At 50.5% G+C, this 23,218-nt stretch carries 19 protein-coding genes; 8 read left to right on the forward strand and 11 right to left on the reverse strand.

What is annotated here, in order from left to right; all coding sequences use genetic code 11:
* Positions 1-12: 12 nt before the first annotated feature.
* Positions 13-921 carry an L-serine ammonia-lyase, iron-sulfur-dependent, subunit alpha gene (gene sdaAA, locus FJM74_RS08420; RefSeq protein WP_187262156.1) on the reverse strand — a complete coding sequence of 303 codons (909 nt, stop codon included), beginning with the start codon at positions 919-921 and terminating at the stop codon, positions 13-15.
* A gap of 264 nt (positions 922-1,185) precedes the next feature.
* Between sdaAA and FJM74_RS08425 the strand changes: the two genes are divergently transcribed.
* From FJM74_RS08425 to FJM74_RS08450, 6 genes are all read left to right on the forward strand, one after another.
* Positions 1,186-1,677, forward strand: a complete 492-nt coding sequence (locus FJM74_RS08425) for a hypothetical protein (protein ID WP_187262157.1) — start codon at positions 1,186-1,188, stop codon at positions 1,675-1,677.
* Positions 1,678-1,775: 98 nt separating this feature from the next.
* The gene (locus FJM74_RS08430; protein ID WP_187262158.1) at positions 1,776-2,060 is read left to right on the forward strand and encodes an acylphosphatase; all 285 of its coding nucleotides are present in this window, start codon (positions 1,776-1,778) and stop codon (positions 2,058-2,060) included.
* Positions 2,061-2,356: 296 nt separating this feature from the next.
* Positions 2,357-3,439, forward strand: a complete 1,083-nt coding sequence (locus FJM74_RS08435) for a site-2 protease family protein (protein WP_187262159.1) — start codon at positions 2,357-2,359, stop codon at positions 3,437-3,439.
* Between the two features lie 544 nt (positions 3,440-3,983).
* Entirely contained in the window at positions 3,984-6,107 is a 2,124-nt protein-coding gene (locus FJM74_RS08440; RefSeq protein ID WP_187262160.1) for an IPT/TIG domain-containing protein, read from the forward strand.
* Between the two features lie 702 nt (positions 6,108-6,809).
* Positions 6,810-8,189, forward strand: a complete 1,380-nt coding sequence (gene dgt, locus FJM74_RS08445) for a dGTP triphosphohydrolase (protein WP_187262161.1) — start codon at positions 6,810-6,812, stop codon at positions 8,187-8,189.
* A 376-nt stretch (positions 8,190-8,565) separates the two neighbouring features.
* A complete protein-coding gene (locus FJM74_RS08450; protein ID WP_187262162.1) occupies positions 8,566-10,077 on the forward strand; it encodes an NAD(P)H-hydrate dehydratase in 1,512 nt (503 codons plus the stop codon).
* Here the strand turns inward: FJM74_RS08450 and FJM74_RS08455 are convergent.
* The 9 genes from FJM74_RS08455 to atpB form a co-directional block, all read right to left on the reverse strand.
* Entirely contained in the window at positions 10,068-10,988 is a 921-nt protein-coding gene (locus tag FJM74_RS08455) for a UbiA prenyltransferase family protein (protein ID WP_187262163.1), read from the reverse strand. The genes FJM74_RS08450 and FJM74_RS08455 overlap by 10 nt on opposite strands.
* Before the next feature lie 282 nt (positions 10,989-11,270).
* On the reverse strand, positions 11,271-11,834 hold the full coding sequence (locus FJM74_RS08460; protein WP_187262164.1) for an inorganic diphosphatase: 564 nt from the start codon (positions 11,832-11,834) through the stop codon (positions 11,271-11,273).
* 60 nt (positions 11,835-11,894) lie between these two features.
* Positions 11,895-13,595, reverse strand: a complete 1,701-nt coding sequence (gene pafA, locus FJM74_RS08465; protein ID WP_187262165.1) for an alkaline phosphatase PafA — start codon at positions 13,593-13,595, stop codon at positions 11,895-11,897.
* A gap of 174 nt (positions 13,596-13,769) precedes the next feature.
* Complete coding sequence (atpG, locus tag FJM74_RS08470) at positions 13,770-14,663, reverse strand: ATP synthase F1 subunit gamma (protein ID WP_187262166.1); 894 nt, start codon at positions 14,661-14,663, stop codon at positions 13,770-13,772.
* 70 nt (positions 14,664-14,733) lie between these two features.
* Positions 14,734-16,311 (reverse strand): F0F1 ATP synthase subunit alpha, encoded by a 1,578-nt coding sequence (gene atpA / locus FJM74_RS08475; protein ID WP_187262167.1) that lies wholly within the window; start codon positions 16,309-16,311, stop codon positions 14,734-14,736.
* 2 nt (positions 16,312-16,313) lie between these two features.
* A complete protein-coding gene (gene atpH / locus FJM74_RS08480; protein ID WP_187262168.1) occupies positions 16,314-16,871 on the reverse strand; it encodes an ATP synthase F1 subunit delta in 558 nt (185 codons plus the stop codon).
* Positions 16,872-16,921: 50 nt separating this feature from the next.
* Positions 16,922-17,416, reverse strand: coding sequence for a F0F1 ATP synthase subunit B (locus FJM74_RS08485; RefSeq protein WP_187262169.1), 495 nt, complete (start codon positions 17,414-17,416; stop codon positions 16,922-16,924).
* 140 nt (positions 17,417-17,556) lie between these two features.
* Positions 17,557-17,817, reverse strand: coding sequence for an ATP synthase F0 subunit C (gene atpE / locus FJM74_RS08490; RefSeq protein WP_114782027.1), 261 nt, complete (start codon positions 17,815-17,817; stop codon positions 17,557-17,559).
* Positions 17,818-17,856: 39 nt separating this feature from the next.
* Positions 17,857-18,891 carry a F0F1 ATP synthase subunit A gene (gene atpB, locus FJM74_RS08495; RefSeq protein ID WP_187262170.1) on the reverse strand — a complete coding sequence of 345 codons (1,035 nt, stop codon included), beginning with the start codon at positions 18,889-18,891 and terminating at the stop codon, positions 17,857-17,859.
* Positions 18,892-19,033: 142 nt separating this feature from the next.
* Between atpB and FJM74_RS08500 the strand changes: the two genes are divergently transcribed.
* Positions 19,034-19,267, forward strand: coding sequence for a hypothetical protein (locus tag FJM74_RS08500; protein ID WP_187262171.1), 234 nt, complete (start codon positions 19,034-19,036; stop codon positions 19,265-19,267).
* Between the two features lie 55 nt (positions 19,268-19,322).
* Here the strand turns inward: FJM74_RS08500 and FJM74_RS08505 are convergent, their stop codons facing one another.
* On the reverse strand, positions 19,323-19,562 hold the full coding sequence (locus FJM74_RS08505; protein WP_241739009.1) for an AtpZ/AtpI family protein: 240 nt from the start codon (positions 19,560-19,562) through the stop codon (positions 19,323-19,325).
* Positions 19,563-20,266: 704 nt separating this feature from the next.
* Here FJM74_RS08505 and porW point away from each other — a divergent pair.
* Positions 20,267-23,218 (forward strand): type IX secretion system periplasmic lipoprotein PorW/SprE, encoded by a 2,952-nt coding sequence (gene porW, locus FJM74_RS08510; RefSeq protein WP_187262172.1) that lies wholly within the window; start codon positions 20,267-20,269, stop codon positions 23,216-23,218.

Consider the following 23,218-nt stretch of genomic DNA (forward strand, 5'->3'; position numbering starts at 1 on the left):
TAAGGTCTGTCGCTACGGTTCGTCCGGTTCGTCGGGCAGAATATCCACATCCTGCACCAGCACCAGCTTTTCTATTTCGCGGGCTCTGGGCGTGTTGGCCAGGCCGCCTTCGGCTGTCTCTTTGTAGCGCCGCTCCATGCTCTCGCCTACCTCGCCCAGCGCAGCCACACACTGGTCTACCGGAATAACAGCGTTTACACCTGCAAGTGCCATTTGCGCCGATGAAAAAGCGATAGCCGACGCACTGGCGTTGCGCACAATGCAAGGGACCTCCACCAGCCCCGCCACCGGGTCGCACACCAGGCCCAGCATACATTGTATGGTAATGGCTACGGCCGTAAACACCTGCTCCACGTTTCCGCCCAGGCAGTACACAATAGCCCCGGAAGCCATGGCTGCGGCACTGCCCGTTTCGGCCTGACAGCCACCCACGGCACCTGCCAGCGAGGCATTCTGCTCAATAATCAGGGCGATGCCGGCAGCCACCAGCAGGCTTTCGTGTATTTTGCGGTCAGGGAGCTGGTGCAGCTCCTGCAGCGTGGTGAGCGTGCCCGGCAAAATACCCGATGCGCCGGCAGTAGGAGCTGCCACCACACGCCCCATACACGAGTTCACCTCCTTCGCACTCAGCGCCCGCGCCACCAGCATCCGGAACTCCCCCGACAGCACCGTTATAGCCGCGTTGGCCACTTTTTTGCCGCTGTTGTTCACCATGCCGGAGCGGGAGCGCATGTCGTCTGTCAGGCCTGTCAGCACCGCCTCCTTCATCACATCGTACGCGCGGGCAAGGTTTTCCCATATAAAGGCCTCCGTGCGGTCTTTTTGCTCTATCTCGTAGGCCAGCACGGGCTGGTAAAGCAGCTCTCCGGTTTCAGCGCAATGCTGTTCCCAGGTCTTAAAATCGTTGAATAGTAGCGACATACTCTTTATACTCTAAGATGGCAGCCACAGTATACTCTAAATATGCAAAATATTTTAGAGATGCCGGATGCCGGCACGGGCAAAGAGTTTTTTTGCAGTGCCAGCCACTGCGCTCAACAAGTTCTGATGATGAGATAGGTGCGCAAAATAAAACACGACAGCGCAAAGCAGTTTTACCCTGAATGCTGATATTTGTAAGCTGAACCAGTGATTGCGCCACAACTGGCCGATATCAATTTACACTTTAACCTTTTTTTACCTGACATGACTAAAAACACAGACCCTGCCTTTGCCGGCATAGCCGCCCTGAAAATAAAGCAGGCCGAGCAACTGGAGCAATTTGAGCAATGGGCTACTGCCCGCACCTGGAACCGCTTCCATAACACACACTACGATTGGTGGATGTTTCCCGTGGAAAAGCCCAGCAGCCACGGTTATACCTGGACCGTAATGAAGGAGGAAGTGCAGCAGCTGAAGCAGGACCCTGAGTACATAGAAAATTACCTGCGCGGCGTAGAGCTGCTGATGCTGGCCTGGGGCTGGAACCTGCAGGCAGAAGAGCTGATCAATAACACTGATCCTTCGCAAACCTGGCATAACTGGCCTATCAGGCTGCACAAATGCGCCAGTTCTCTGCTCCTGTTTGGCTTTCATAAAGAATTTAACTCTGTAAAGAAATACGCGCAGCACCTGATTAAGAAGGGCGAGGATTTTAACTACAACGGCCGCGACCTCAGCGAACTCTTTACAGCTTAGTATTGCCCGAATAAAGAATGAATGGCAGTTAAACCTGCGGCCGCATCTGCCGTTCATTCTTTCAGGAGTAAACATAACTCAGAAGCATACCACCTACCATGAGCAACCATACCAGCCATATTGCCCTACGGGTACATGGCAAAGTGCAGGGCGTGTTTTTCAGGGCCAGCACCAGAGACAAGGCCCGGGAGCTGAGCCTGACGGGCTTTGTGCAGAACGAACCCGACGGCACCGTGTATATAGAGGCCCAGGGAACCCCGGAAGCCCTGAAGCAGCTGGAGCAATGGGCACACAAGGGCCCCAGCCGGGCTCGGGTAGACCAGGTGGAAGTACAGCAATTGCCGCAACTGGCAAATTTTAAGAAGTTCGATGAGAGACGGTAGAAAAAACATCCTGCACCACACTGAACCCACCCAACATATACCTCAGCAGCAATAGCAGCATCAAAAGCAGCAGTTCGTTCGGAGGGGCCTTTTAATTCAAATAATTGGTACATTAGAAAAATCTGAGAACCTGAAAAGGAGGAAATAGGTGGAATACCTCGAGATGCGGCTCATATTCTTTTAATAATTGATACCCAGCAGTTACTACTTCTGAAGCCAGAACAGGTGCAGCTGAATTAAAGCAGCCTTTTGCTTTCAACTCCCGTTACAAAGATATTTAAGTATACAACTGGCGTATGAAATGGTCCCTAAACTTAGGCAGAATAGCGGGCATCAAAATTCTGGTGCACTGGACGTTCCTCATCCTGATCGGCTGGATTGTTTTTTCGGAGATGCGGCGTGGCAGCGATATGGCCACCACCTTGCTCTCAGTGGCCTTTGTGCTCACTATATTTGCCTGTGTGGTGCTGCATGAGCTGGGGCATTCGCTTACCGCCCAACGGTTCGGCATCGACACCAAAATGATCACGCTGCTGCCCATCGGTGGGGTAGCCAGCCTGGAGCGAATGCCCAAAAAGCCGAAACAGGAACTGCTGATAGCCATTGCCGGGCCAGCCGTAAACGTGGTCATCGCCCTGATCCTGTACCTGGTGCTGCCCCCCTTGCGCGAGCTGCCTTCCGAAGACTTTTTAACCCCCATCTCTCCTGCCAACTTCCTGTACCTGCTGCTGTTCGTAAACCTGATGCTGGTTTTCTTCAACGCTATTCCGGCCTTCCCGATGGATGGCGGGCGGGTGCTGCGGGCGCTGCTGGCCTTTAAGCTTGGCCGGGTGCGCGCTACCCAGATAGCGGCTAACCTGGGCCAACTACTGGCCATGTTCTTTATGTTTATCGGTTTCTTTTACAACCCCTTCCTGATCCTGATCGGCATTTTTGTGTTTTTTGGCGCGCACTCCGAAAACATTATGGTGCAGCACCTCGACTTTTTGAGAGGCCATCGCGTACGCGAAGGCATGATGACCAATTTTGTAGCGCTCTCGCCCGCCGATACCGTACGCGATGCGCTGGGCAAGCTGCTGCAGGGCTCCGAACATGAGTTTGTGGTGGAGCAGCAGGGGCAGGTAATCGGCACACTTACCAGGGCGCAGCTTATAGAGGCCGTCAAAAACGATCAGATGCAGAAGCCTGTAGCAAACATTATGACCACCGAGGTCCGAACATTCGATGTGCACGATAAGCTGTCGGAGGCCTATGCGGAGCTTCAGAAAACAAAGGTGCCCCTCTACCCTGTGCTCGAAAACGGTCAGTTGGCCGGCGTTATCAACCTGGATAATATTACGGAATTCATCATGATAAAATCGGCCCTTGCCCAGCATTAGGCAGAGCTGCTTTTAGACGAAAATTATAGATGCGGGGTAATAGTTTTTTTGTCTGAACCTTGATGAAAGCATCTTCCTGGTTAACCTGGTTATTTTAATGATTCGCGTGTATATCTTATGAAGGGAAGTGACTATTCTGGTACATGTTGGTTCCATACTTCTGTTACAGGCGGGCAAACTCCACCCATACACTAATGCACGGGCGGCAGGCGTTATTGTCTACAGCACATGCTTGCTATTTTACTCGATCCTGAAGCAGACAAAAGAGATTCGTAAGCAACCATAAACCACAGGAAACAGATGCGCTACCCGGCAACATGAATTCGTCAGGCGTCTAAAACTTTTAAATCGCTCAACAGTTATTTTATAATTTAAGCTAAATTGCAATTTATCCATGCAGCCATTCTTTCCCGTAAAAAGCAGACCATAGCTTTAAGCGCAGATTTATATGCCAGGTTTACAAACTAAAACCAGGCATAATCGCTTGCTGATGTAGCTGTGAGGCGGTTTGTATCATCTCAAAAAATACATAAGTATTGTATCTATGACCAATCTTTACTTTTTTAACCTTTCCTCTAAAAGAAATAGCCTCACGTGTATTTTTCTGGTTTTACTTCTCATCTCCTTCAACAGTGAAGCCAACGACGGACACCACCTGGTGCCACTGCCCCTGGCCGACCGCATTAAAGGAGCAAGCACCATTGTGGAAGGCGAAATTGTATCGCAGCAGTCGTTCTGGGACACAGAAAAGCACAATATCTATACCTCCAATATTATAAAGGTATACAAAGTATTTAAAGGCGATGTGCAGGAAGAGCAGATAGAGCTCATAACCGAAGGAGGCCAGGTTGGCTTGAAAATACATGTTTTTTCGGCGGCCCTTAAACTCCGGCGCGGGCAGCAGGGCCTGTTTTTCCTGACAGGCGAGCAGCAGCTCCGGAACACGCCCGGCACGAAGCGCCTTACGGCCAGGGCTTTTGGCAGCCAGCAGGGCTTTGTGCAGTACAACCTGGAGCAAGGCACGGCTAAAGATGTTTTCTACCGCTACAACTCGGCTCAGGAGCTCTACAAAACCATTACCACCACTACCGGCACCAACTTCCGGGTCCTGACCGACAATATAAAGCTACGTGTGTCAGGGGAGCCACAGCAGTTGAGAGAGCAGCAGACACTGCTCCTGCCTGTTATCACGAACTTCACACCTACCGAAGCCAGCGCCGGAACAGGCGCTATCCTGACCATAAACGGCAGAGACTTTGGCAGCAGCCGCGGCACCGGCTTTGTAGAGTTCCGCAATGCCGACGATGGCGGCGATACCTGGATCAAGCCGCTTCCCCGCGATTACATTTCCTGGTCGAACACACAGATCCGGGTGCAGATACCCTCTTACGGGCAAGATGGCGGCACCGCCGGCACAGGCCAGATCAGAGTAACCGCCTCCGATGGCAGCTCTTCTATCAGCCCGGGCACCCTTACTATTCCCTTTGTACACTCTAACCTGGCTTTTGATAATGGCACCCGCTCTTTCCGCCCCATACTGTCTGACATAAACGGGCTTGGTGGCTATACCATCCGCTTCGGGCCGGGCATGCAGAGCCGGGCAAATGCGCAGGAAGGTTTCCGGCGGGCCATGAACAACTGGATATGCAATACCCGGGTAAACTGGCGAATCGGCTCCAACACCCCGATAGCTGCCGCTGCCGACGACGATGTGATTATGATCAACTTTGTGCCCAGCTCCCAGGTGGGGCAAAATGTGCTGGCCAGCACCGTGAGTCGCTACGAAGGCTGCCGCAGCGGAAACGATACTCTGCTTTGGATAAACGAGTTCGATATGCAGATAAACAGTGCCATAAACTGGCAGTTCGGCCCCGGCGGCCCCGGTAGAGGCCAGTATGACTTTGAAACGGTAATGCTGCACGAATTAGGGCATGCCCACCAACTGGGGCACGTGATTCTGCGCAACGCCGTGATGCACCATGCCGTGGAATCGCAGGCGCTGTACCGCGACCTTGGCCGTGCCGACATTACCGGAGCCAACTTTGTGATGGCAGCCAGCCTGGTGGCTAATGTCTGCCAGGAGCCGCCCATGGTAGCTAAAATTGATGCAGACTGCAACCTGGCTTCGGAGATAGACTCCCTCAATGTTTATTTTAATACCACAACTACCGTAGAAGTGGCTTGGCGTACAAGTACAGAGAACAATGTAACCTCCTTTGTAGTGCAACGCAGTCAGGATGGTATTACCTGGACAGAAATAGGCACTGTGCCTGCTACCGGCTTCCCTCCCTATTCCTTTATTGATCCAGATCCACTGCCTAAAGAGAGTTTCTACAGGCTCAGAGTAGTTTATAAAGATAACACATCTAAGTTCACCGCCAGAGAGCGAGTTGTGAATCCACTAGATGAACTGGCGCTGTTTGCCTACCCGAACCCGGTTGGTCCTGAAAATGAGGTACTCAGCCTGCAATTTCTGGTGGAGGAGGAGGCCAGCATCCAGTTTAAGCTATACGACCACACCGGAAAGCTTCATAAGGATTTTACGGCTGAGTTTTCGAGTGTAAATGCTCCCGTGGAGCTAAGTATGCATAACCTGGCTGCAGGCCTATATATTTTAAAATGGACACATGGCGACAGGAGCGGCGAGTTGAAGGTAGTAAAACTGTAAGCAAGGTCTTTGCCGCACAAATTAAAAAGGCCAGCTTCTCAGCTGGCCTTCTCGTTTGTTTTCTGGTCATGTCCAAGGGCAAGAGACAGATTTCTGTCTGTTACCGTTAGGATGCGGCGCGTATTAAGTTTGTAGCTTGGAAAGGGTCCGGTTTATGTTATCAAAGGTGCTTAACCTGCGGCTGATAAAAAAGGCATATTTATGCCAAAAAGTAACACCACTATTAAGGTTAAAACAAGTACCCCGACAGGAAAATAGTTTGAAAATAAGCCATATTCAAACATCTAGCCAAAACAAATACCCCTAAAAGTAACATAAAAAACACGAGGCAAATTAAAAAACTATGCATACAGTGACGGGCACTATAGGCAAGCACAGACCAATAGCAGTAAAACATGTCGCATAGAAGCCGGAGCAGCAGAGCCTCCGGAGGTCCGTTTTGATTAGAATAATTGGTTTAATATGCTGATTTTTTATGTGCTAATGAGTTAATGTGCTGATTATTGGTTTGGAAATTTGAAGATGAATTACCAGTTCCTTTGTAGGAGGGAACAAGTTCTCACTCTTATAATGGTCTCCTGTCCTGCGTCTTGTGTCCCTTTAAAGAGCTGAAGCCTCTTCGGAGACCTGTTTGTTTTAAACCAGAGAATTTGGAATGAACTTGTAACTTTGCCTCTGATCAATATCTGTAAGCCTTATACTATGCCACACAGCAGCACTACCTGGGAAAGACTAATCTCGAAAAAGCGATATGAGTCGGTCTCAGATTCGGAGAAATATGGGACGGACGAATCGGTACGCGGGGAGTTCCAGCGCGACTACGACCGCATTGTATTCTCTTCTGCCTTCCGGCGGCTGCAGAACAAGACCCAGGTAATGCCCATGCCCGAGAGCGACTTTGTGCACACCCGCCTTACCCACAGCCTCGAGGCATCGGTAGTTGGCCGCTCACTGGGGCGCATCGTGGGTAAAAGCATACTGGAGCGCCACCCGCAACTGGCCCAGGACAAGCACATCCAGGAAGCTGACTTCGGCGACATTGTAGCGGCAGCCTGCCTGGCCCACGATATCGGCAACCCGCCCTTCGGCCACTCCGGCGAAGACGCTATCTCGGCCTACTTCCTGAGCGAGGCAGCGCAACCGTTTCTGGAGAACCTGTCGGATGCCGAAAAAGAAGACCTGCACCGCTACGAGGGCAATGCCGCCGGTTTCAGGGTGCTTACCTACACCTACCCGGCCCACTGCAACATGCCCGGCGGCCTGAGCCTGACCTATACCACCCTCGCCACCTTTACCAAATACCCGAAAGAATCGCTACCCGCCAGGCCGGGCACCAAAAATACCAGCGAAAAGAAGTACGGCTTTTTCCAGACAGAGCGCAAGTGGTTCAGCACCATCGCCACCGAGCTGGGGCTGCTACCAAAGGGAGGCGAGCAGGAGGTCATTTTTCACCGGCACCCCCTGGCCTTTCTGGTTGAGGCGGCCGACGACATCTGCTACCGCATTATCGACTTTGAAGACGGCCTGAAACTGGGGCTGGTGCCGCAGGAGCAGGGCATGGAGCTGCTCCGCCAGATCCTGAACGATGCTCCCGACCGCGTTTCGCGCCTCTCTTTTTACGACTGGCGCGAAGAGATCGGCTTTTTGCGGGCCCGCATCATCGGCAAACTCATAAACGAGACGGCCGCCATTTTTCTGCAGCACGAGCAGGAGATACTGGCCGGCACTTACGACAAACCGCTCATAAACGAACTGGAGTGCAAACCGGTACTCGACAAAATCAGCAAACTTTCGATAGACCTGATCTACAACAATAAACCGGTGCTGGAGATAGAAGCAGCTGGTTTCGAGGTGCTGGGCGGGCTGCTGGACGCCTGCATGAAGGCTGTTTTCAGGCCGGAGTCGAAGCACCATCGCAAACTGGCCGCCCTCATACCAACCCATTACCTGCAACTGCCCGAAACAGCCACCGACTATGAGCGCATCATCCACCTCACCGACTACGTCACCAGCCTCACCGACCAGGCCGCCCTGGGATTGTACCGGAAGATAAAAGGCATTGAACTGCCCAGGATGTATTAGGGAACATCAGCCTCGTTACAAATTATTTGAATGAAAATGGGCCTCCGGAGGCTCTGCTGCTGCTCTTGTTTGTCTGAACCTTGATGGAAAGGATTTTCCTGATGTACCTGATTTCACATTATTTGAATGAAAAAGCCCCTCCAGAGCTAATCATACAGGGAAAAAATAAAAAGTGCCTATAGATGAAATGCAGCAGGTATTTACTCTTTGCTCAAATTACAGAAAAGTACCTTTACAATGTCCGTTAGCGGTTTCAAAATTTTCACAATAAGATTAACTCCGGACACTATCTCTTCTGCTGCTGCGGGGCCAACAGGGTTTTGGCATCACAGGAACCAGCGCTGCCGTACATGCAAAAGCCCCTAACTGCTATCCTATGAAAATACTGACTGCTGCCCAAACAAGAGAAGCTGACAAGGTTACCATAGCCAAAGAAGGTATTGCATCTGTGGAGCTGATGGAACGGGCTGCCAGGGCCTTTACCTGCTGGTTCGAGAATAAATTTCCGCCTGATCAGTTGGTTTACATCTTCTGTGGGCCGGGGAACAACGGAGGCGATGGGCTGGCTGTGGCCCGGCTGTTGCACCAGCGGGGGTATGCGGCGCAGGTATTCGTAGTGAGCGAGACAGCCAGAACTTCGGCAGATTTTAAGGCAAACCTGGAGGCGCTGCCGGGAGAAGTAAAGCCTGGCCAGGTAAAAAATGAGGCTGCTATCCCCGCTCTTCCTGCTGATGCCCTTATTATCGATGCCCTGTTCGGAACCGGCCTGAACCGCCCCGCAGAAGGCTTGTTTGCCACCGTATTGGCACACTTAAACCAGAGCAAGGCCCGCATTGTCTCCATCGACATGCCCTCCGGCCTCTACTCCGATAGCCAGACACCAGAAGCAGGTGCAGTGGTGCGGGCTGCTTACACGGTCAGTTTTGAGCTACCAAAGCTGGCTTTCCTGCTGCCGCAGCACGAGGAGTTTGTGGGCGAATGGCATGTGGTACCTATTGGCTTAAACGCTGCGCATATAGCCGATACCCCTTCTCCTTACCAGCTTACCTGCCAGCCAGCGGCAAAACGCCTGCTGAAGCCGCGCAACAAGTTCTCGCACAAAGGCACTTTTGGGCATGCCCTGCTGCTGTGCGGCAGCTACGGTAAAATGGGTGCCGCCGTGCTGGCGGCACAAGCCTGCCTGCGCAGCGGTGTGGGGCTGCTCACGGTGCGGGCACCTGCTGCGGGCTACACTGTGCTGCAAACCGCCGTGCCCGAAGCCATGACTTTAGCCGACACACATAAAAAACACCTGTCATCGTTGCCAGATGCTACTGCCGCTTATCATGTTATCGGGGTTGGCCCTGGTATAGGGCAGGAGAAAGTGACCCGATCTATGATGGGGCAGTTGCTGGCTACGGCCGTTCAACCACTCGTGTTAGATGCCGATGCCATCAACCTGGTGGCAGGGAGCGATAAATTAAAAGGCATGTTGCCAGAGAACCGCGTCATCTTTACACCCCACCCAAAGGAGTTTGAGCGGCTTGCCGGCAAAACAGCGAACAACTACGAACGACTGGAGCGGCTAAAGGAGTTCTGCCAGCAATACAGCTGCTATGTGGTGCTGAAAGGAAGCCATACGGCCGTGGGCACACCAGAAGGCAACATCTATTTTAACTCCACCGGCAACCCGGGCATGGCCACCGGCGGCACCGGCGATGTGCTGACAGGCATTATTACGGCGCTGGTGGCGCAGCAGTACAGCCTACAGGATGCCTGCGTGCTGGGGGTATTTGTGCATGGCCTGGCCGGCGACCTGGCAAAGGCAGAGGTAGGAGAGATTTCGATGACAGCCTCAGACCTGATCCGATTCCTGCCCAAGGCCTTTCTGAAGCTGCTTCAGGCATAGAGCGTAGCCAGGTACACGAGGCCGGCATGCAGCAGCATAGCGCCATCGGCCAGCAGGGCGTAATACACTCGTGGCTTATGCTCCGATGAATAAAGAACGACCAGGGCAGCCAGGGCAGCCGCCGCAAGCAGCGCTACTTCTAAAGGGGCATTCTCCATCACCGCCCCGACAACACCATTCAGCAGCAGCAGCCCGAGCGACAGAAGCTTCGTGTTCCTGACCCCAATAAAGCCCGGTACTGTAAGCGTCCTGGTCTTCTGGTCGTAGAGGTAATCGCGTATGTCGAAGAGCAGCGCCAGGGCCAGAATAAACATAAACCGCCTCAGAAACAGCAAGAGCACCTCCTGCTCCCACACAACGGCACCGGCATGCATGATCGGAAAATAAACCGTGACAGCCGCCCAGACATAAGCTATCAGGAAGACTTTCAGCAGCGGCACGCTCCGGAGAGGCCTCACTTTTTTTGATTTGTAGATAATGGGCACGGTATAGCCGATAGAGATGAGCGCCAGGTGCAGGATAAACCACAGGTTGATTTGCAAGCCGTAGTTCCAATAAATTAGAACTGCTCCAGCCAGGCTGGCTATTCCGGTGAGGGCCAGTTCCGACCGGTACCTTTGCACCCACGATAGCGGAACCGTCTGTCTGTATTTCCGGCTTCGGCGGAGCACGCTCTGCACGCTGCTCAGGTTGTAGGTAAACAAGGTTGCCAGAAATACGAAAGTGGCAAGCGGCAGCGAAACAGCAAGGCCTGCCAGCAGAAATGTTTCTACCGTCAGGAAAAAGGCACAGCAGGAAATAAACAAGCTGCTATTCAGCAAAAGATACAGCGTTTGCACAGGCACGGCAAAGAGTCCGCCCTCCGAAAGGCGGTTGCTGTTCCTGAAGCTAATGCTCTCGTCTTTGTTCATTAGGGATTCTTTTTCTCCGATCGTATCTGAAATAGATTCTCAACCGCAAGAGCGGTTATGCCAGACATGGTTCAGTTCAGGATATAAACGGCGTCTCAACTTCCTGGAATTCTCCATGGCAGAAAAAGCTACTCAAATCCCACGACTAAGTCAAGGAGGAATTAGGGATGGTTTTTAATCCGATTTCCGGTAGGTTATGACGCAGTATATATACGGTAAAATCGGGAATAAAAAAGCCTGACGCAAGTTGTTTACGTCAGGCAATTGGAGGCATGCAAAACGTTATGCGATGCTTGTTTTCTCTTTTGCAGTTCTGAAAGTGGCATCGTAGAGACTGATGCTTTCTTTGATAATGCCATAAGCATGCTCACGGCCCAGGAATTGCTCCACAATTACTTCCTTGTTTTCCAGCTTCTTATAGTCCTCGAAGAAACGGCGCAGTTCCAGAAGGGTGTGGGGCGGCAGCTCAGAAATATCGTTGATATGGCGCACCGACATGTCGTTGTTGGCAACAGCTATAATCTTGTCGTCTTCCTCGTTGTTGTCGATCATCTGCATGACACCAATCACTTTGGCGTCTATGAGGCACATAGGCTGCACATCTATAGAACAGATCACCAGAATATCGAGTGGGTCTTTATCGTCGCAGTAGGTTTGTGGAATAAATCCGTAATTGGCAGGATAATGAACAGAGGAGAATAGCACTCTGTCCAGTTTTAGCATACCGCTGTCTTTATCCAACTCATATTTTGCCTTCGAACCTTTCGGTATCTCTATAATTGCGCTTACTACTTCCGGAGCTTCATCTCCGAAGCGCACATCATGCCATGAATTAAATTTTGCCATTTCTAAATTAAATAAATTGATTCTCTTTTTTTCTGGTCCGCCTCACCGTAAGGCAGCTCATTACTTCATTAACTCCTGCAAAGGCCTTCCTACTGTACCGTTTGGCTCTTGTATATACAACCAGGAGGCAATGGTTGGCGCTATATCAGACACCAATACTTCTGCAGAACTCTCACCGGGCTTTACCTGCCAGCCATACCAGACCAGCGGCACATGTGTATCATAATTTGAATAGGAACCGTGTGTAGTGCCTCGGGGAGTTTTGGAGGATCCTCCTTCAAACCATCCCGGGCGCAGCACAATCAGCACATCGCCGGAGCGCTCTGCATTATAGCCGTTAGCCATCCTGTTCACGAGCCCCTCGCCCCAGCCACTGCGCTGTATGCTCTCTGCTGCCATGGCTCTTGAAACGGCATTAAACCGTGTCACATAATCGGCCACTTTATCCTGCACCTCCAGTTTATTCAGCTTTTTAGCTTCTATCAGCTTGTGATTCAGGTAAAGTTGTTGGTTTGTATAACTTTCTACCCATTTTCCTCCGCCATATGTTCTGTTCAGGAAAGCTTCTGTAGAGTCTCTGATGATGCCTGCGTTAGCCACACCTGCCGGCACCTTCTTATCTATCATAAAACCCGGCACATGGGCTGCCCCATGGTCGGCTGTCAGAAAAACGAGTATGTTGTCTTTGCCAATTTGCTGCTCCAGAACCTGCAGCATCTCTTCTATCTCCCTGTCTAACCGCAGGTACACATCCTGCACCTCTATGGAATTTGGGCCAAAGGTATGCCCTGCATAATCAGGAGTAGAGAAGCTTACTGCTAAAAAGTCAGTATGGTTGCCTTTTCCCAGATTTTCAGCGGCCAGAGCCGCCAGTGCGAAATCTTTTGTAAGGGTATTGCCTGCTGGTATTCCCCGGATAAGCTCATAATCCTTTTTGCGCAGTGCCGGAATATTATGCGGAAAAACAGGCCTTTCCTCTCCTGCCAGGGTACCTTCCCAAGGCACATCATCGGCAGTGCTTTGGGTATATTGCTCTATGGGGAGGAGGGTGTCCCAGACCTGGCTCAGAAGTTTATCCGGGTGCTTCTGGTTGTTAAAATGCTGCACCCACCCTGGCAGTTCCTCGGCATAGAAAGTGCTGGTGATCCAGTTGCCGGAAGGAGAGTCGAACCAGTAGGCGCCATTGCCCAGGTGCCCTGCCGGAATTATGGAACCACGGTCTTTCAACGAAATGCCTATTACTTTAGAACCCATGTTTGTAGCCAGCCGCAATTCGTCTGTTATAGTGGTTGTCAGCATGTTTCGCGGAGACATCAGCCCCGCATCAGAAGTGCTTCCAACCGTTTTCACGGTCTTATCTTCTACGCAATAAACTGTTTTGCCTGTTCTTCGGTCGTACCACGCGTTCCCGGCAATGCCGTTGATAGTGGGTACGCTTCCTGTATAAATGGAGGCATGCCCCGGTGCGGTATAGGTCGGCACATAACTGTACTGAGCATATTTGAAATTGAATCCCTCACTCACCAACTTTTTGAAGCCGCCTGCACCATACTGATCCCAATAACGGAACAGGAAATCGTACCGCATCTGGTCTACCACTAAGCCTACAACCAGCTTTGGCCTGGGCAGTGGTTCGGTTGCAGAAAGAACCTGGTTACTATCCTGAGTTCCTGTTTTAGAACTTGTACAGGCGTTGAGCAACAGCAGGGCCAAAACCGACACTCTTAAGAAGACGTTGATTTTATTTTTTTTGTAATTCATGTTTTGTATAGGGAGTTTGCTACAAATGTAGCCAGCCCATTCGCAAACTGAAATTAACCTTTTGCAGAAGTAAATAATTTAACAATTTCATAATTTATTGCTCTTCATGCAAGCATATAGAACAAAAAACGCCCATCTGTAGGATGGGCGTTCCTTTTGAGGCTGTTATTATCTTTATTCTGCTGCCAAGGCTTCTGCACCACCCACAATCTCCAGGATCTCTTTGGTGATGGCCGCCTGACGGGTTCTGTTGTAGGTAAGCTTGAGCTCCTTCAGCAATTCGCCGGCGTTTTCAGTGGCCTTGTCCATCGCTGTCATTCGGGCGCCATGTTCCGATGCGTTAGACTCCAGCACCGCTTTGTACACCTGAATTTTGAGTGATTTAGGAATCAGCTCTACTATAATCTCTTCTTTTGATGGCTCAAACGTGTAGTCAACAGCCATGGCAGAAGCGGCATTCACATCGGCCGGTTTCTCTTCTATTGGCAGAAACTGCTCCGTACGAACTATCTGGGTGGCAACGTTTTTGAACTCATTGTACACCAACACCACCTCATCAAACTCTTTGTTTACAAATCCGTCCATAGCGCGTTCTGCTGCGGCACGCACTGTATCGAAGGAGAGGTTGGAGAATAGCGTGTTGTAATCGCCAATGGTTTTGAATCCTTTTTTTACGAAAGCTTCATGACCTTTTTTCCCGATGCCCAGGAATGTTACCTGACCAGCTGCATACTGGCTCTTGTATTTCCCGTTTATCAGCGTAGTGGCTGCTTTAATAATATTAGAGTTAAAGGCACCAGCCAGACCACGGTCGGAGGTAACGGCAATAATCAGCACACGATTTATCTCGCGCTTCTCTGAATAGACATTTGTTACGGAACCTTCGTCGGTAATGGCAGACAAATTTGCCAGGATTCCGCTCAGGCGCTGTGCATAGGGGCGCATGCGCATGATGTTGTCCTGGGCACGTCGCAGTTTCGCAGCGGCCACCATTTTCATGGCTTTCGTGATCTGCTGTGTAGAAGATACTGACGTAATTCGGGCTCTAACCTCTTTTAAACTTGCCATATATTCGCTGTTATGAGTAAAAGGAGGGGCTAATTCTCGTTAACCCCTTCCTCTCACATAACTTATTTACTTATTTATACCTGGATGAAAGCTCTTTTGCTACCTGCTTCAGAACACCAGTGGTTTCGTCGTCAAGTTTACCTGCTAAAAGGGCATTAAGAGTTCCCTGGTGCTGGGCACGCATGGTACGCAGGAAATCTCTCTCAAAGGTTCTTACTTCAGATACCGGCACATTGTCCAGCAGACCGTTAGTGGCACAGTAAATGATCGCAACTTGCTCTTCTACCGATACCGGAGAGAATTGTGGCTGCTTCAGGATCTCCAGGTTACGGCGACCACGCTCAATGGTAAGCTTAGTGGCAGCATCCAGGTCAGAACCGAACTTGGCAAACGCTTCCAGTTCACGGAACTGCGCCTGATCCAGCTTAAGTGTACCAGCCACTTTTTTCATGGACTTGATCTGGGCAGACCCACCTACACGCGACACCGAGATACCAACGTTAATGGCAGGACGAATACCAGAGTTAAACAAGTTTGTTTCCAGGAATATCTGACCATCGGTAATAGAGATTACGTTGGTAGGGATATAGGCAGAAACGTCACCAGCCTGTGTTTCGATAATTGGAAGTGCCGTTAAAGAACCACCACCTTTTACCAGGTGTCTGATAGAATCAGGAAGGTCGTTCATGTTGCGGGCGATCTCGTCAGAGGCGTTTACCTTGGCAGCACGCTCCAATAAGCGGGAGTGCAGGTAGAATACGTCACCAGGATAAGCTTCGCGGCCTGGAGGTCTTCTTAACAGCAGCGACACCTCACGGTATGCCACGGCCTGCTTGGAAAGGTCATCGTACACAACCAGTGCCGGACGACCCGTGTCACGGAAGAACTCGCCGATAGCAGCACCTGTAAACGGCGCGAAGAACTGCATTGGAGCAGGATCAGAGGCCGAAGCAGCTACCACCACGGTATATTCCATAGCACCCCCAAGTTCCAGCGCTTTCACGATCTGGGCTACAGTAGATGCTTTCTGCCCAATGGCAACATATATACAGAATACAGGCTGTCCTTTCTCGAAGAACTCACGCTGATTCAGGATAGTATCGATCGCAACAGCTGTTTTACCAGTCTGGCGGTCACCGATGATCAACTCACGCTGGCCACGGCCGATCGGAATCATAGAGTCGATCGCCTTGATACCAGTCTGCATTGGCTCACTAACCGGCTGACGGAAGATTACCCCAGGTGCCTTACGCTCCAATGGCATTTCGTACAGGTCGCCTGTAACAGGGCCTTTGCCATCTATGGGAAGACCAAGTGTATTAACCACTCTGCCAATTATTCCGTCTCCTACACGTACCGATGCAATGCGGTTTGTTCTTTTTACAGTGGAACCTTCTCTGATCTCACTGTAGTCGCCCAGCATTACGGCACCTACATTGTCTTCCTCTAAGTTCAGAACGAGAGCCTGAAGTCCGTTTTCGAACTCAATAAGCTCACCGGACTGCGCTTTCGAAAGGCCATAGATACGAGCGACACCGTCACCCACCTGCAGCACTGTACCAACTTCTTCCAGTTCTGCCTCAGAACGGAAGTTTGATAGCTGCTCTCTTAGTATGGCTGATACTTCGTCAGGTCTTACTTCTGCCATGATTATAATTTGTTGATATAGGGGTTGTCTTTAAAATTATTTCTCAGCTTGTTGAGGCTATGCCTTACGGAGCTGTCGTATTGTTTATCGCCAACGCGCAGCACGAAGCCGCCGATCAGCGATGAGTCAACTTTTTCTATAAGTTGAATGGACTTTCCTGTCTGTACCGTTAGCTGCATAATGATCTGTTCGCGCAGCGCAGGGGTAAGTTTTGTGGCACTGGTAACAGTGGCAGGCTGGATCTCCTTCAGGATGTTGTACTGGTTTTCGAATTCAACCGCCACAGCTTCCAGAATCGGCTCCCGCCTTTTACGGGTAATGATCTCGAAAAACGACAGTGTCAGCGGGTTTACTTTTTTCCCGAAAACAGAGTTGAGAATAACCAGCTTCTTGTCTGATTGTATAATCGGATTCTGAAGCAGCAATTTGAAATCCCTGTTTTGAGACAACACCTGAGAAAACAGTTGCAGATCGGCTTGCACCTGCTCCAGCACATTTTTTTCAGCAGCTAATTCGATCAGCGACTTGGCGTACCTGGAAGCAACTCTAATATCTGACATATTGTATCTTATCAGCAACAGCGGGTAAACCACCGTTCTTTTACAAAAATTTAGTTAAGCGTTACTTCTTGGATATACTGCTGCGCCAGTACCTGCTGCGCCTTCGGATCGCTTAGTTCTTTTCTAAGAATTTGCTCGGCAATTTCCAGGGAAATGGTTGCTGCCATGTTCTTGAGTTCGGTAAAGGCAGCGCGCTTCTCGTTCTCAATGGCTTCGCGGGCCTGCGCTATCATGCGGGCACCTTCTTCGTTTGCTTTCTGCTTAGCCGTCTCTACCAGGTTGTTGCCAGCCTCCGAAGCTTCCTTCAGAATCTTGTCGCGCTCCAGGCGTGCTTCTGCCAGCAATTTCTCGTTTTCGGCTTTCAGGCCCTGAATTTCGAGCTTCGCTTTTTCAGCAGCGCTCAGTGCGCTCTCAATAGATGCCTCGCGGTCGCGGAGGGCACCCATAATTGGCTTCCAGGCAAATTTAGAAAGCAGGAACAGTACAATAAGAAATGTTATCGTCTGCCAGAAAATTAGTCCTATACCAGGGGTTACTAATTCCATTGTTTATTTATTTGAAAGATTGTTTCTTTTAAAATGGCTGCCGGTATTAGCTGCCGGCTGCGTTTAACTATACTTTCTACTACAGGTTTGATCTCATCGTCCGGACCATGCGTCCGGACGTGAGATCAACAAAAGCTTGCTTAGCCTTTGAAGGAGATTAGCAGACAAACTACCACACCGAATAGTGCAACACCTTCGATTAGGGCAGCAGCGATAATCATGGCTGTCTGGATTTTGCCACCAGCCTCAGGCTGACGTGCGATAGATTCCATGGCAGAGCCACCGATTCTACCAATACCCAAACCTGCGCCTAGAGCTACTAGACCAGCGCCGATACCGGCACCCATAATCGCGAAACCAGCACCCTCAGATAGAGCTTGAAGCAGAATTGCTAATAACATAATTGTAGTTATATATAGTTAAAAAAATAAAAATTCAGATTAATGGTGGCCGTCACCGTGCCCCAGGTCGCCAACGTGGTCGTGCTCCTCTACCGCGCCGCCGAAGTACATGGCAGAGAGCAGCGTGAAGATATAGGCCTGCAACAGCGCCACCAGCAACTCCAGGAAGAACATGAAGATGGCAAATGCCACACTTATGGGAGCAACCGCAATGTGCTGAAAAATAAAGATCAGACTAAAAAGAGATAGCACGATGATGTGGCCGGCCGTGATGTTGGCAAAAAGACGAATCATCAGGGAGAATGGCTTGGTGATGATACCGATCAACTCTACCGGAATCATGATCGGGGAAAGCCAAACCGGTACGCCAGGCGTGGCAAAAATATGCTTCCAGTAGCCTTTGTTGCCGCTAAACACTGTAATAAGCAGGGTAATGGTAGCCAGCACCAGTGTAACTGCAATATTACCGGTCAGGTTGGTTCCGCCCGGCATCAAGCCCAGCAGGTTGTTGAACCAGATAAAGAAAAACACGGTGAGCAGGTACGGCATGTAGCGCTCGTACTTCGGCCCGATGTTGCCCTTGGCTATCTCATCGCGCACAAAAATAATGATTGGCTCAAAAAAGGACTGAATACCTGTAGGTGCTTTGCCCTGGTTGCTCTTGTAACGACCGGCTATGGTGAAGAAAATTATCAGCAGCAGCGCCACACTAAGAAAGAGCGAAGCAACGTTTTTGGTGATAGAGAAGTCTAGCAGGCCAGACTGATCGGCCAGTGGCTGGCCAGCGGCATCTACTCTGGAAATGTGCCCGTGATCCACTTTGTAGCCGTTGTAAGGTACAAGCTCGTGGTTGTCGTTGTAGAAGTTCCGTGATGAGAAAACATTCAGGCTGCCATTGTCCAGCAGGATCACCGGCAGGTAGAGGGTTGCACCATCGGCAAAATGCCAGTTGTAGTCATCGGCAATGTGATGCATGATCATATCACCGGGCTTAAACTCCCCGCCTTCCACTGGTGCTTCAGCAGCAGCTGAAATAGTTAAGAAGGAAAACAATAGAACGAATAACCTCTTCATTAAGAATATTTTAGAAGCAAAATGTAGTGAAGCGAACCAGCTTTTGGCATCACTTTTTCAAATGCGGCCGCAAGTTAGCTAACAAACTGTAAATTTCAAACCCGGTAAACAGGAAATATAATATAAAGAAATTCAAGACAAATTGCAGTTGCCGATCGCCTACAACATAGACATAAGCAAATATTACAGCCACGCACAGCAGCAGCCTGAAACCCATGGCGCTAAAGTAGTATACCTGGAAATTGTCGGCATCCTGCTTTACCCCAATGTTGGTGATGTAGAACGCAAAACCCGTTACAAACACAAAAAAGGCGAGCATGTACCAGATATAAGCATGCACCAGCTGGTGGCCGGTAGCCAGTTGCAGATAAGCTAGAAGAGGAATAAGTACAGCTGTGAGTATAGCCAGATTCCTGTAAAAACGCATGCTGTTATTTTTTACTGATAGAAATAATAGTAAGCACCATAGAGCCGATGACGCCGGCAAGAAGAAATCCTATTGTGAACCATGGATTTTCTGTGGCAAAATATTCGTCGAGCTTGATGCCTGCAAATGCTGCCACCAGGAGTGTCCCGATCATCTGAAAGGCCATGCCGGAGTATTTCATGTAAGGTTTTACACTGTCTTCCCGTGGCGGCTTTTCTTCCTTATGTTCAGGGGCTTCTCCCATAACCATTTATTAGTCTGCAAACTTACTTCTTTTTAAGATCAAATCGGCACCTTTGCCCGAATACCGCAAATATTTACCAATAAATCTGACATTTATCACTGTATTCTGCCTCTGGCTGGACTGAAACTCCTGGCAAAAGCGCTGAAATCGAATTTTTCTAATTAAAATCGCCCTCCGGAGCCTCTGCACCTATGGCTGCTGAGAACGACACAAGACGTCAGACCCCGGACCTTCTCCAAAAGTTAAGAGGTATGAATTAGGAGTTGTCCTTGCTTTCACTCGCTCATTCAAAATTAACACGTTAGCACATCAGCGCATTGACCAGCCAGATTATTTGAATGAAAATGGCCCTCCGGAGGCGTTTCTCGTGCCGCCGCCGCTCCTGCTTTTAAGGGAGAACCCGCAGCAGTATTTTAAAATAGTTGCCCGGCACTTTGCTGCGGTTTTGCATGAAACCAATCCGGTTTTCCATTGGTTCAAAGTCTGAGCAGGTTAATTGCCAATAACAGGGGGGCAATTGCTCAGGAACTGATATTATTCAGCATATTGTTGTATTTTTGTGACACGTATGCCTGATACTTATATGCGGTGCGTCAGGGCGGGTCGTTGCTGTTAGCAGCCATCATACTTAACAGGTACCATGCATCGTTGTTTTGGAACAAATAGAACGCAACAGCTAACTGATATCCTCCTTTTTTTATATTTTGAACAAGCTATCTTTATATATACTGTTTGTTGTGGCCGGCCTTGCACTTGCAGCCTGCTCCGTGGAGCGCAATAACCCCATCAGCAAAGCCTACCACAACACCTCTGCCCGCTACAACGGCTATTTCCTGGCGAAGGAGAAGCTGCGCCTGTTGGAGGAAATCCTGCAGGAGCAGATGGCCTACGATTACAACCTGGCACTGCCCATTTACCCATCCATCGACTCTGCCACGGCCAAGGCCTTTGCCGCCGACCTGGAAGACATCGTCAAAAAAGCCTCGTTCCCGATACAATATCATAAGAACAGCAAATGGATCGACGACTGCTATGTACTCATCGGAAAGGTACGTTACTACCAGCTCAACTTTGCCGATGCCGCCCGGACCTTTAAGTATGTAAACTCTATCAGTAAAGACAACAGCACCCGCCACGAAGCTCATATCTGGCTGATGCGCTCTTTTATGATGATGGAGGAGATGGAGAACGCCCAAGCCGTGTCTGATTACCTGCGCAAGGAGCGCCTGAACCGCGAAAATGCACGTGAGCTGTACCTTGCCCGCGCTCACTACAACCGCCTGCTCGGCGATACGGCTGCCGTCATCGAAAATCTTACGCTGTCGTTGCGCAACTTTAAGAAGAAAGACGACCTGGCGCGGGCGCGCTTCTCGCTGGCCATGCTGCTGCAGGCCACGGAGCAGGACAAGGAGGCGTACCAGCAGTACAGCAAGATCCTGCGCCGTAACCCGCCCTACGACCTCGGGTTCTTTAGCCGGCTCTATATGGGGCAGGTGGCAGAGGTAGGAAACTCCAACGATATAGAGCGTATTGCCGGCTACTACCGCAAAATGCTGAAGGACGGTAAAAACACCGAGTACCGCGACAAGATATTCTATGAGATGGCGCAATTTGAGCTTCGCCAGAACAACCACGGGAAAGCACTGGAGCACCTGAACACTTCCCTGAGAACACCAGGCACTATACCAAACCAGAAAGCTTACTCCTACCTGCTGGCAGGCGCTATTTACTTCGACCTGAACAAATATAACCCTGCCCAGGCCTATTACGACAGTGCGGTGCAGGTGCTCCCGCAGCAGGCAGCCAACTACGAGGCCGTTTCGGAGAGAAGAAACATCCTGACGGAGTTTACCTTTAATTACAATACCATACAGACCCAGGACAGCCTGCAGCGCATCGGGCGCCTGCCGGAGGCCGAGCGTGTGGCATTTGTAACGCAGCTGGTGCAAGCGGAGGAGGAAAGGCGTCAGCAGGAAATGGCCCGGCTTCAGGAGCAGGCGCAATTCGCCGAACGCCAGGCATCCTCTATTAATCAGAATCAGAATAATGCCACGGGTATTGGCACTGCTACAAACACAGGCGGAGTCTGGTACTTCGATAACCCCACGGCTATGGCATCGGCCAGGTCGGAATTTAATCGCCGCTGGGGCGACAGACCTTTGCAGGACAACTGGCGTCTGAGGCTCAGAGGAGAGAGTTCAGCGCAGGAGCAGGTGGCCCAACAGCAGCAAACAACTGAAGAACCCACTGCCGCCGCCGAGAGCCCAGAAGACCGCATAGCTTCGCAGGTGCAAACTTATCTGCAGAATGTGCCGGTTACGGCTGCTGCCCTGCAGGAATCTGACAAGCAGGTGGAGGAGTCGATGTTCAACCTGGCCAACATTTATGCGCAAAAGCTGCAGGACCACGCAAAAGCGGCCGAAACCTATGAGCAGTTGCTGCAGCGTTTCCCTAAAACAGAGCATGCCGCCGAATCTTACTACAGCCTGTACCTGCTTTACAGCAAAACGGACGATGAGCGGAAAACAGCTTATTATAATAAAATAAAGCAGCAGTTCCCCAACTCCACATTCGCCCAGTTAGTAGACGACCCGGACTTTATGTCGAAAAATGCGGCAGACAATATTTTAGCGCACCAACTATACGATACAGCATTTAAATACTACGAGCAACAAGACTACCAGAACGCAGCCGACCAGCTGGCCCAACTTAGCAGGCAGTACCCGCTAAACGATATCAAGGATAAAGTGGCTTACCTGGGGGTGCTGATCACCGCCCGCACCGACAAGCCGGAGGTGCTGCAGGAGCAGCTGTACGGGTTCATAGCCGATTACCCCAGCAGCCCGCTCAAGGCAAAAGCGGACCAGCTTTTGCTTGTCTATAACGAGCTGGCACAGAAGAACCAGCTGCGGCAGGAAGCACCATCGGCAGCAGCAGCTGCTGTACAGGAGCAACAGCCACCCCGCAGCCTTACCCCTGAAGAGAGAATAAACGCCGAAATGGCCCTGGCTACAGCCTCTGCCGCCCAAATATCTCCTCAGCCCATACAGCAGCCACAAGCTGCCGAAACAGAAAGTACAGCAAGTACTACTGAAAACACGGCAAACCCGGTTGTGCCTGCACCGGCTACTGCAGCTCAGGCTCCTGCAGAGGCAGTTCAGCCCGACACCGTGCAGCAACCAGCAGCAACTCCTGCAGCCACCAATCCGGGCACTGAACCACAGGTGCCTGCGCCTGCTGCAGCGGCAGAGCCAGTAGAGGCTACTGCCCCTGAACCTGCCATAGACCCGCTGGAGTATGTAATGGAGCAGGATACAGCCTATTACTTCGTATTAGTCTACCCTGCCGATGCTCCGGCCTTTAAAGACATAGACTTGCGGTACGACAAGTATAACAACACATATTATAAAAAACAGAACCTCGAAGCAACTGTAGCAGCGTTTACCGAAGGGCAGGCCATGCTTACGTTAAGCTCTTTTGATGACTATAAGGAGGCACAGTCTTTTAATATAAAGCAAAAGGCGCCGCAAGCCCCTGTAGGCAGAATACGGGGTGTAAGTTTTACTACCTTTGTGATTTCTGCGGCTAATTATCAGAGACTTTTAGAGAAGAAAGACCTGGAGGCCTATCTGACCTTCCTCGAAAATAACAACTAA

This window comes from Pontibacter beigongshangensis (genome assembly GCF_014332515.1).
GTDB lineage: Bacteria > Bacteroidota > Bacteroidia > Cytophagales > Hymenobacteraceae > Pontibacter > Pontibacter beigongshangensis.

What these genes read in the sequence shown, in the direction of transcription:
- sdaAA (WP_187262156.1), bottom strand. Translation starts at nt 921, where the DNA reads ATGTCGCTACTATTCAACGATTTTAAGACCTGGGAACAGCATTGCGCT.
- FJM74_RS08425 (WP_187262157.1), top strand. Translation starts at nt 1,186, where the DNA reads ATGACTAAAAACACAGACCCTGCCTTTGCCGGCATAGCCGCCCTGAAA.
- FJM74_RS08430 (WP_187262158.1), top strand. Translation starts at nt 1,776, where the DNA reads ATGAGCAACCATACCAGCCATATTGCCCTACGGGTACATGGCAAAGTG.
- FJM74_RS08435 (WP_187262159.1), top strand. Translation starts at nt 2,357, where the DNA reads ATGAAATGGTCCCTAAACTTAGGCAGAATAGCGGGCATCAAAATTCTG.
- FJM74_RS08440 (WP_187262160.1), top strand. Translation starts at nt 3,984, where the DNA reads ATGACCAATCTTTACTTTTTTAACCTTTCCTCTAAAAGAAATAGCCTC.
- dgt (WP_187262161.1), top strand. Translation starts at nt 6,810, where the DNA reads ATGCCACACAGCAGCACTACCTGGGAAAGACTAATCTCGAAAAAGCGA.
- FJM74_RS08450 (WP_187262162.1), top strand. Translation starts at nt 8,566, where the DNA reads ATGAAAATACTGACTGCTGCCCAAACAAGAGAAGCTGACAAGGTTACC.
- FJM74_RS08455 (WP_187262163.1), bottom strand. Translation starts at nt 10,988, where the DNA reads ATGAACAAAGACGAGAGCATTAGCTTCAGGAACAGCAACCGCCTTTCG.
- FJM74_RS08460 (WP_187262164.1), bottom strand. Translation starts at nt 11,834, where the DNA reads ATGGCAAAATTTAATTCATGGCATGATGTGCGCTTCGGAGATGAAGCT.
- pafA (WP_187262165.1), bottom strand. Translation starts at nt 13,595, where the DNA reads ATGAATTACAAAAAAAATAAAATCAACGTCTTCTTAAGAGTGTCGGTT.
- atpG (WP_187262166.1), bottom strand. Translation starts at nt 14,663, where the DNA reads ATGGCAAGTTTAAAAGAGGTTAGAGCCCGAATTACGTCAGTATCTTCT.
- atpA (WP_187262167.1), bottom strand. Translation starts at nt 16,311, where the DNA reads ATGGCAGAAGTAAGACCTGACGAAGTATCAGCCATACTAAGAGAGCAG.
- atpH (WP_187262168.1), bottom strand. Translation starts at nt 16,871, where the DNA reads ATGTCAGATATTAGAGTTGCTTCCAGGTACGCCAAGTCGCTGATCGAA.
- FJM74_RS08485 (WP_187262169.1), bottom strand. Translation starts at nt 17,416, where the DNA reads ATGGAATTAGTAACCCCTGGTATAGGACTAATTTTCTGGCAGACGATA.
- atpE (WP_114782027.1), bottom strand. Translation starts at nt 17,817, where the DNA reads ATGTTATTAGCAATTCTGCTTCAAGCTCTATCTGAGGGTGCTGGTTTC.
- atpB (WP_187262170.1), bottom strand. Translation starts at nt 18,891, where the DNA reads ATGAAGAGGTTATTCGTTCTATTGTTTTCCTTCTTAACTATTTCAGCT.
- FJM74_RS08505 (WP_241739009.1), bottom strand. Translation starts at nt 19,562, where the DNA reads ATGGGAGAAGCCCCTGAACATAAGGAAGAAAAGCCGCCACGGGAAGAC.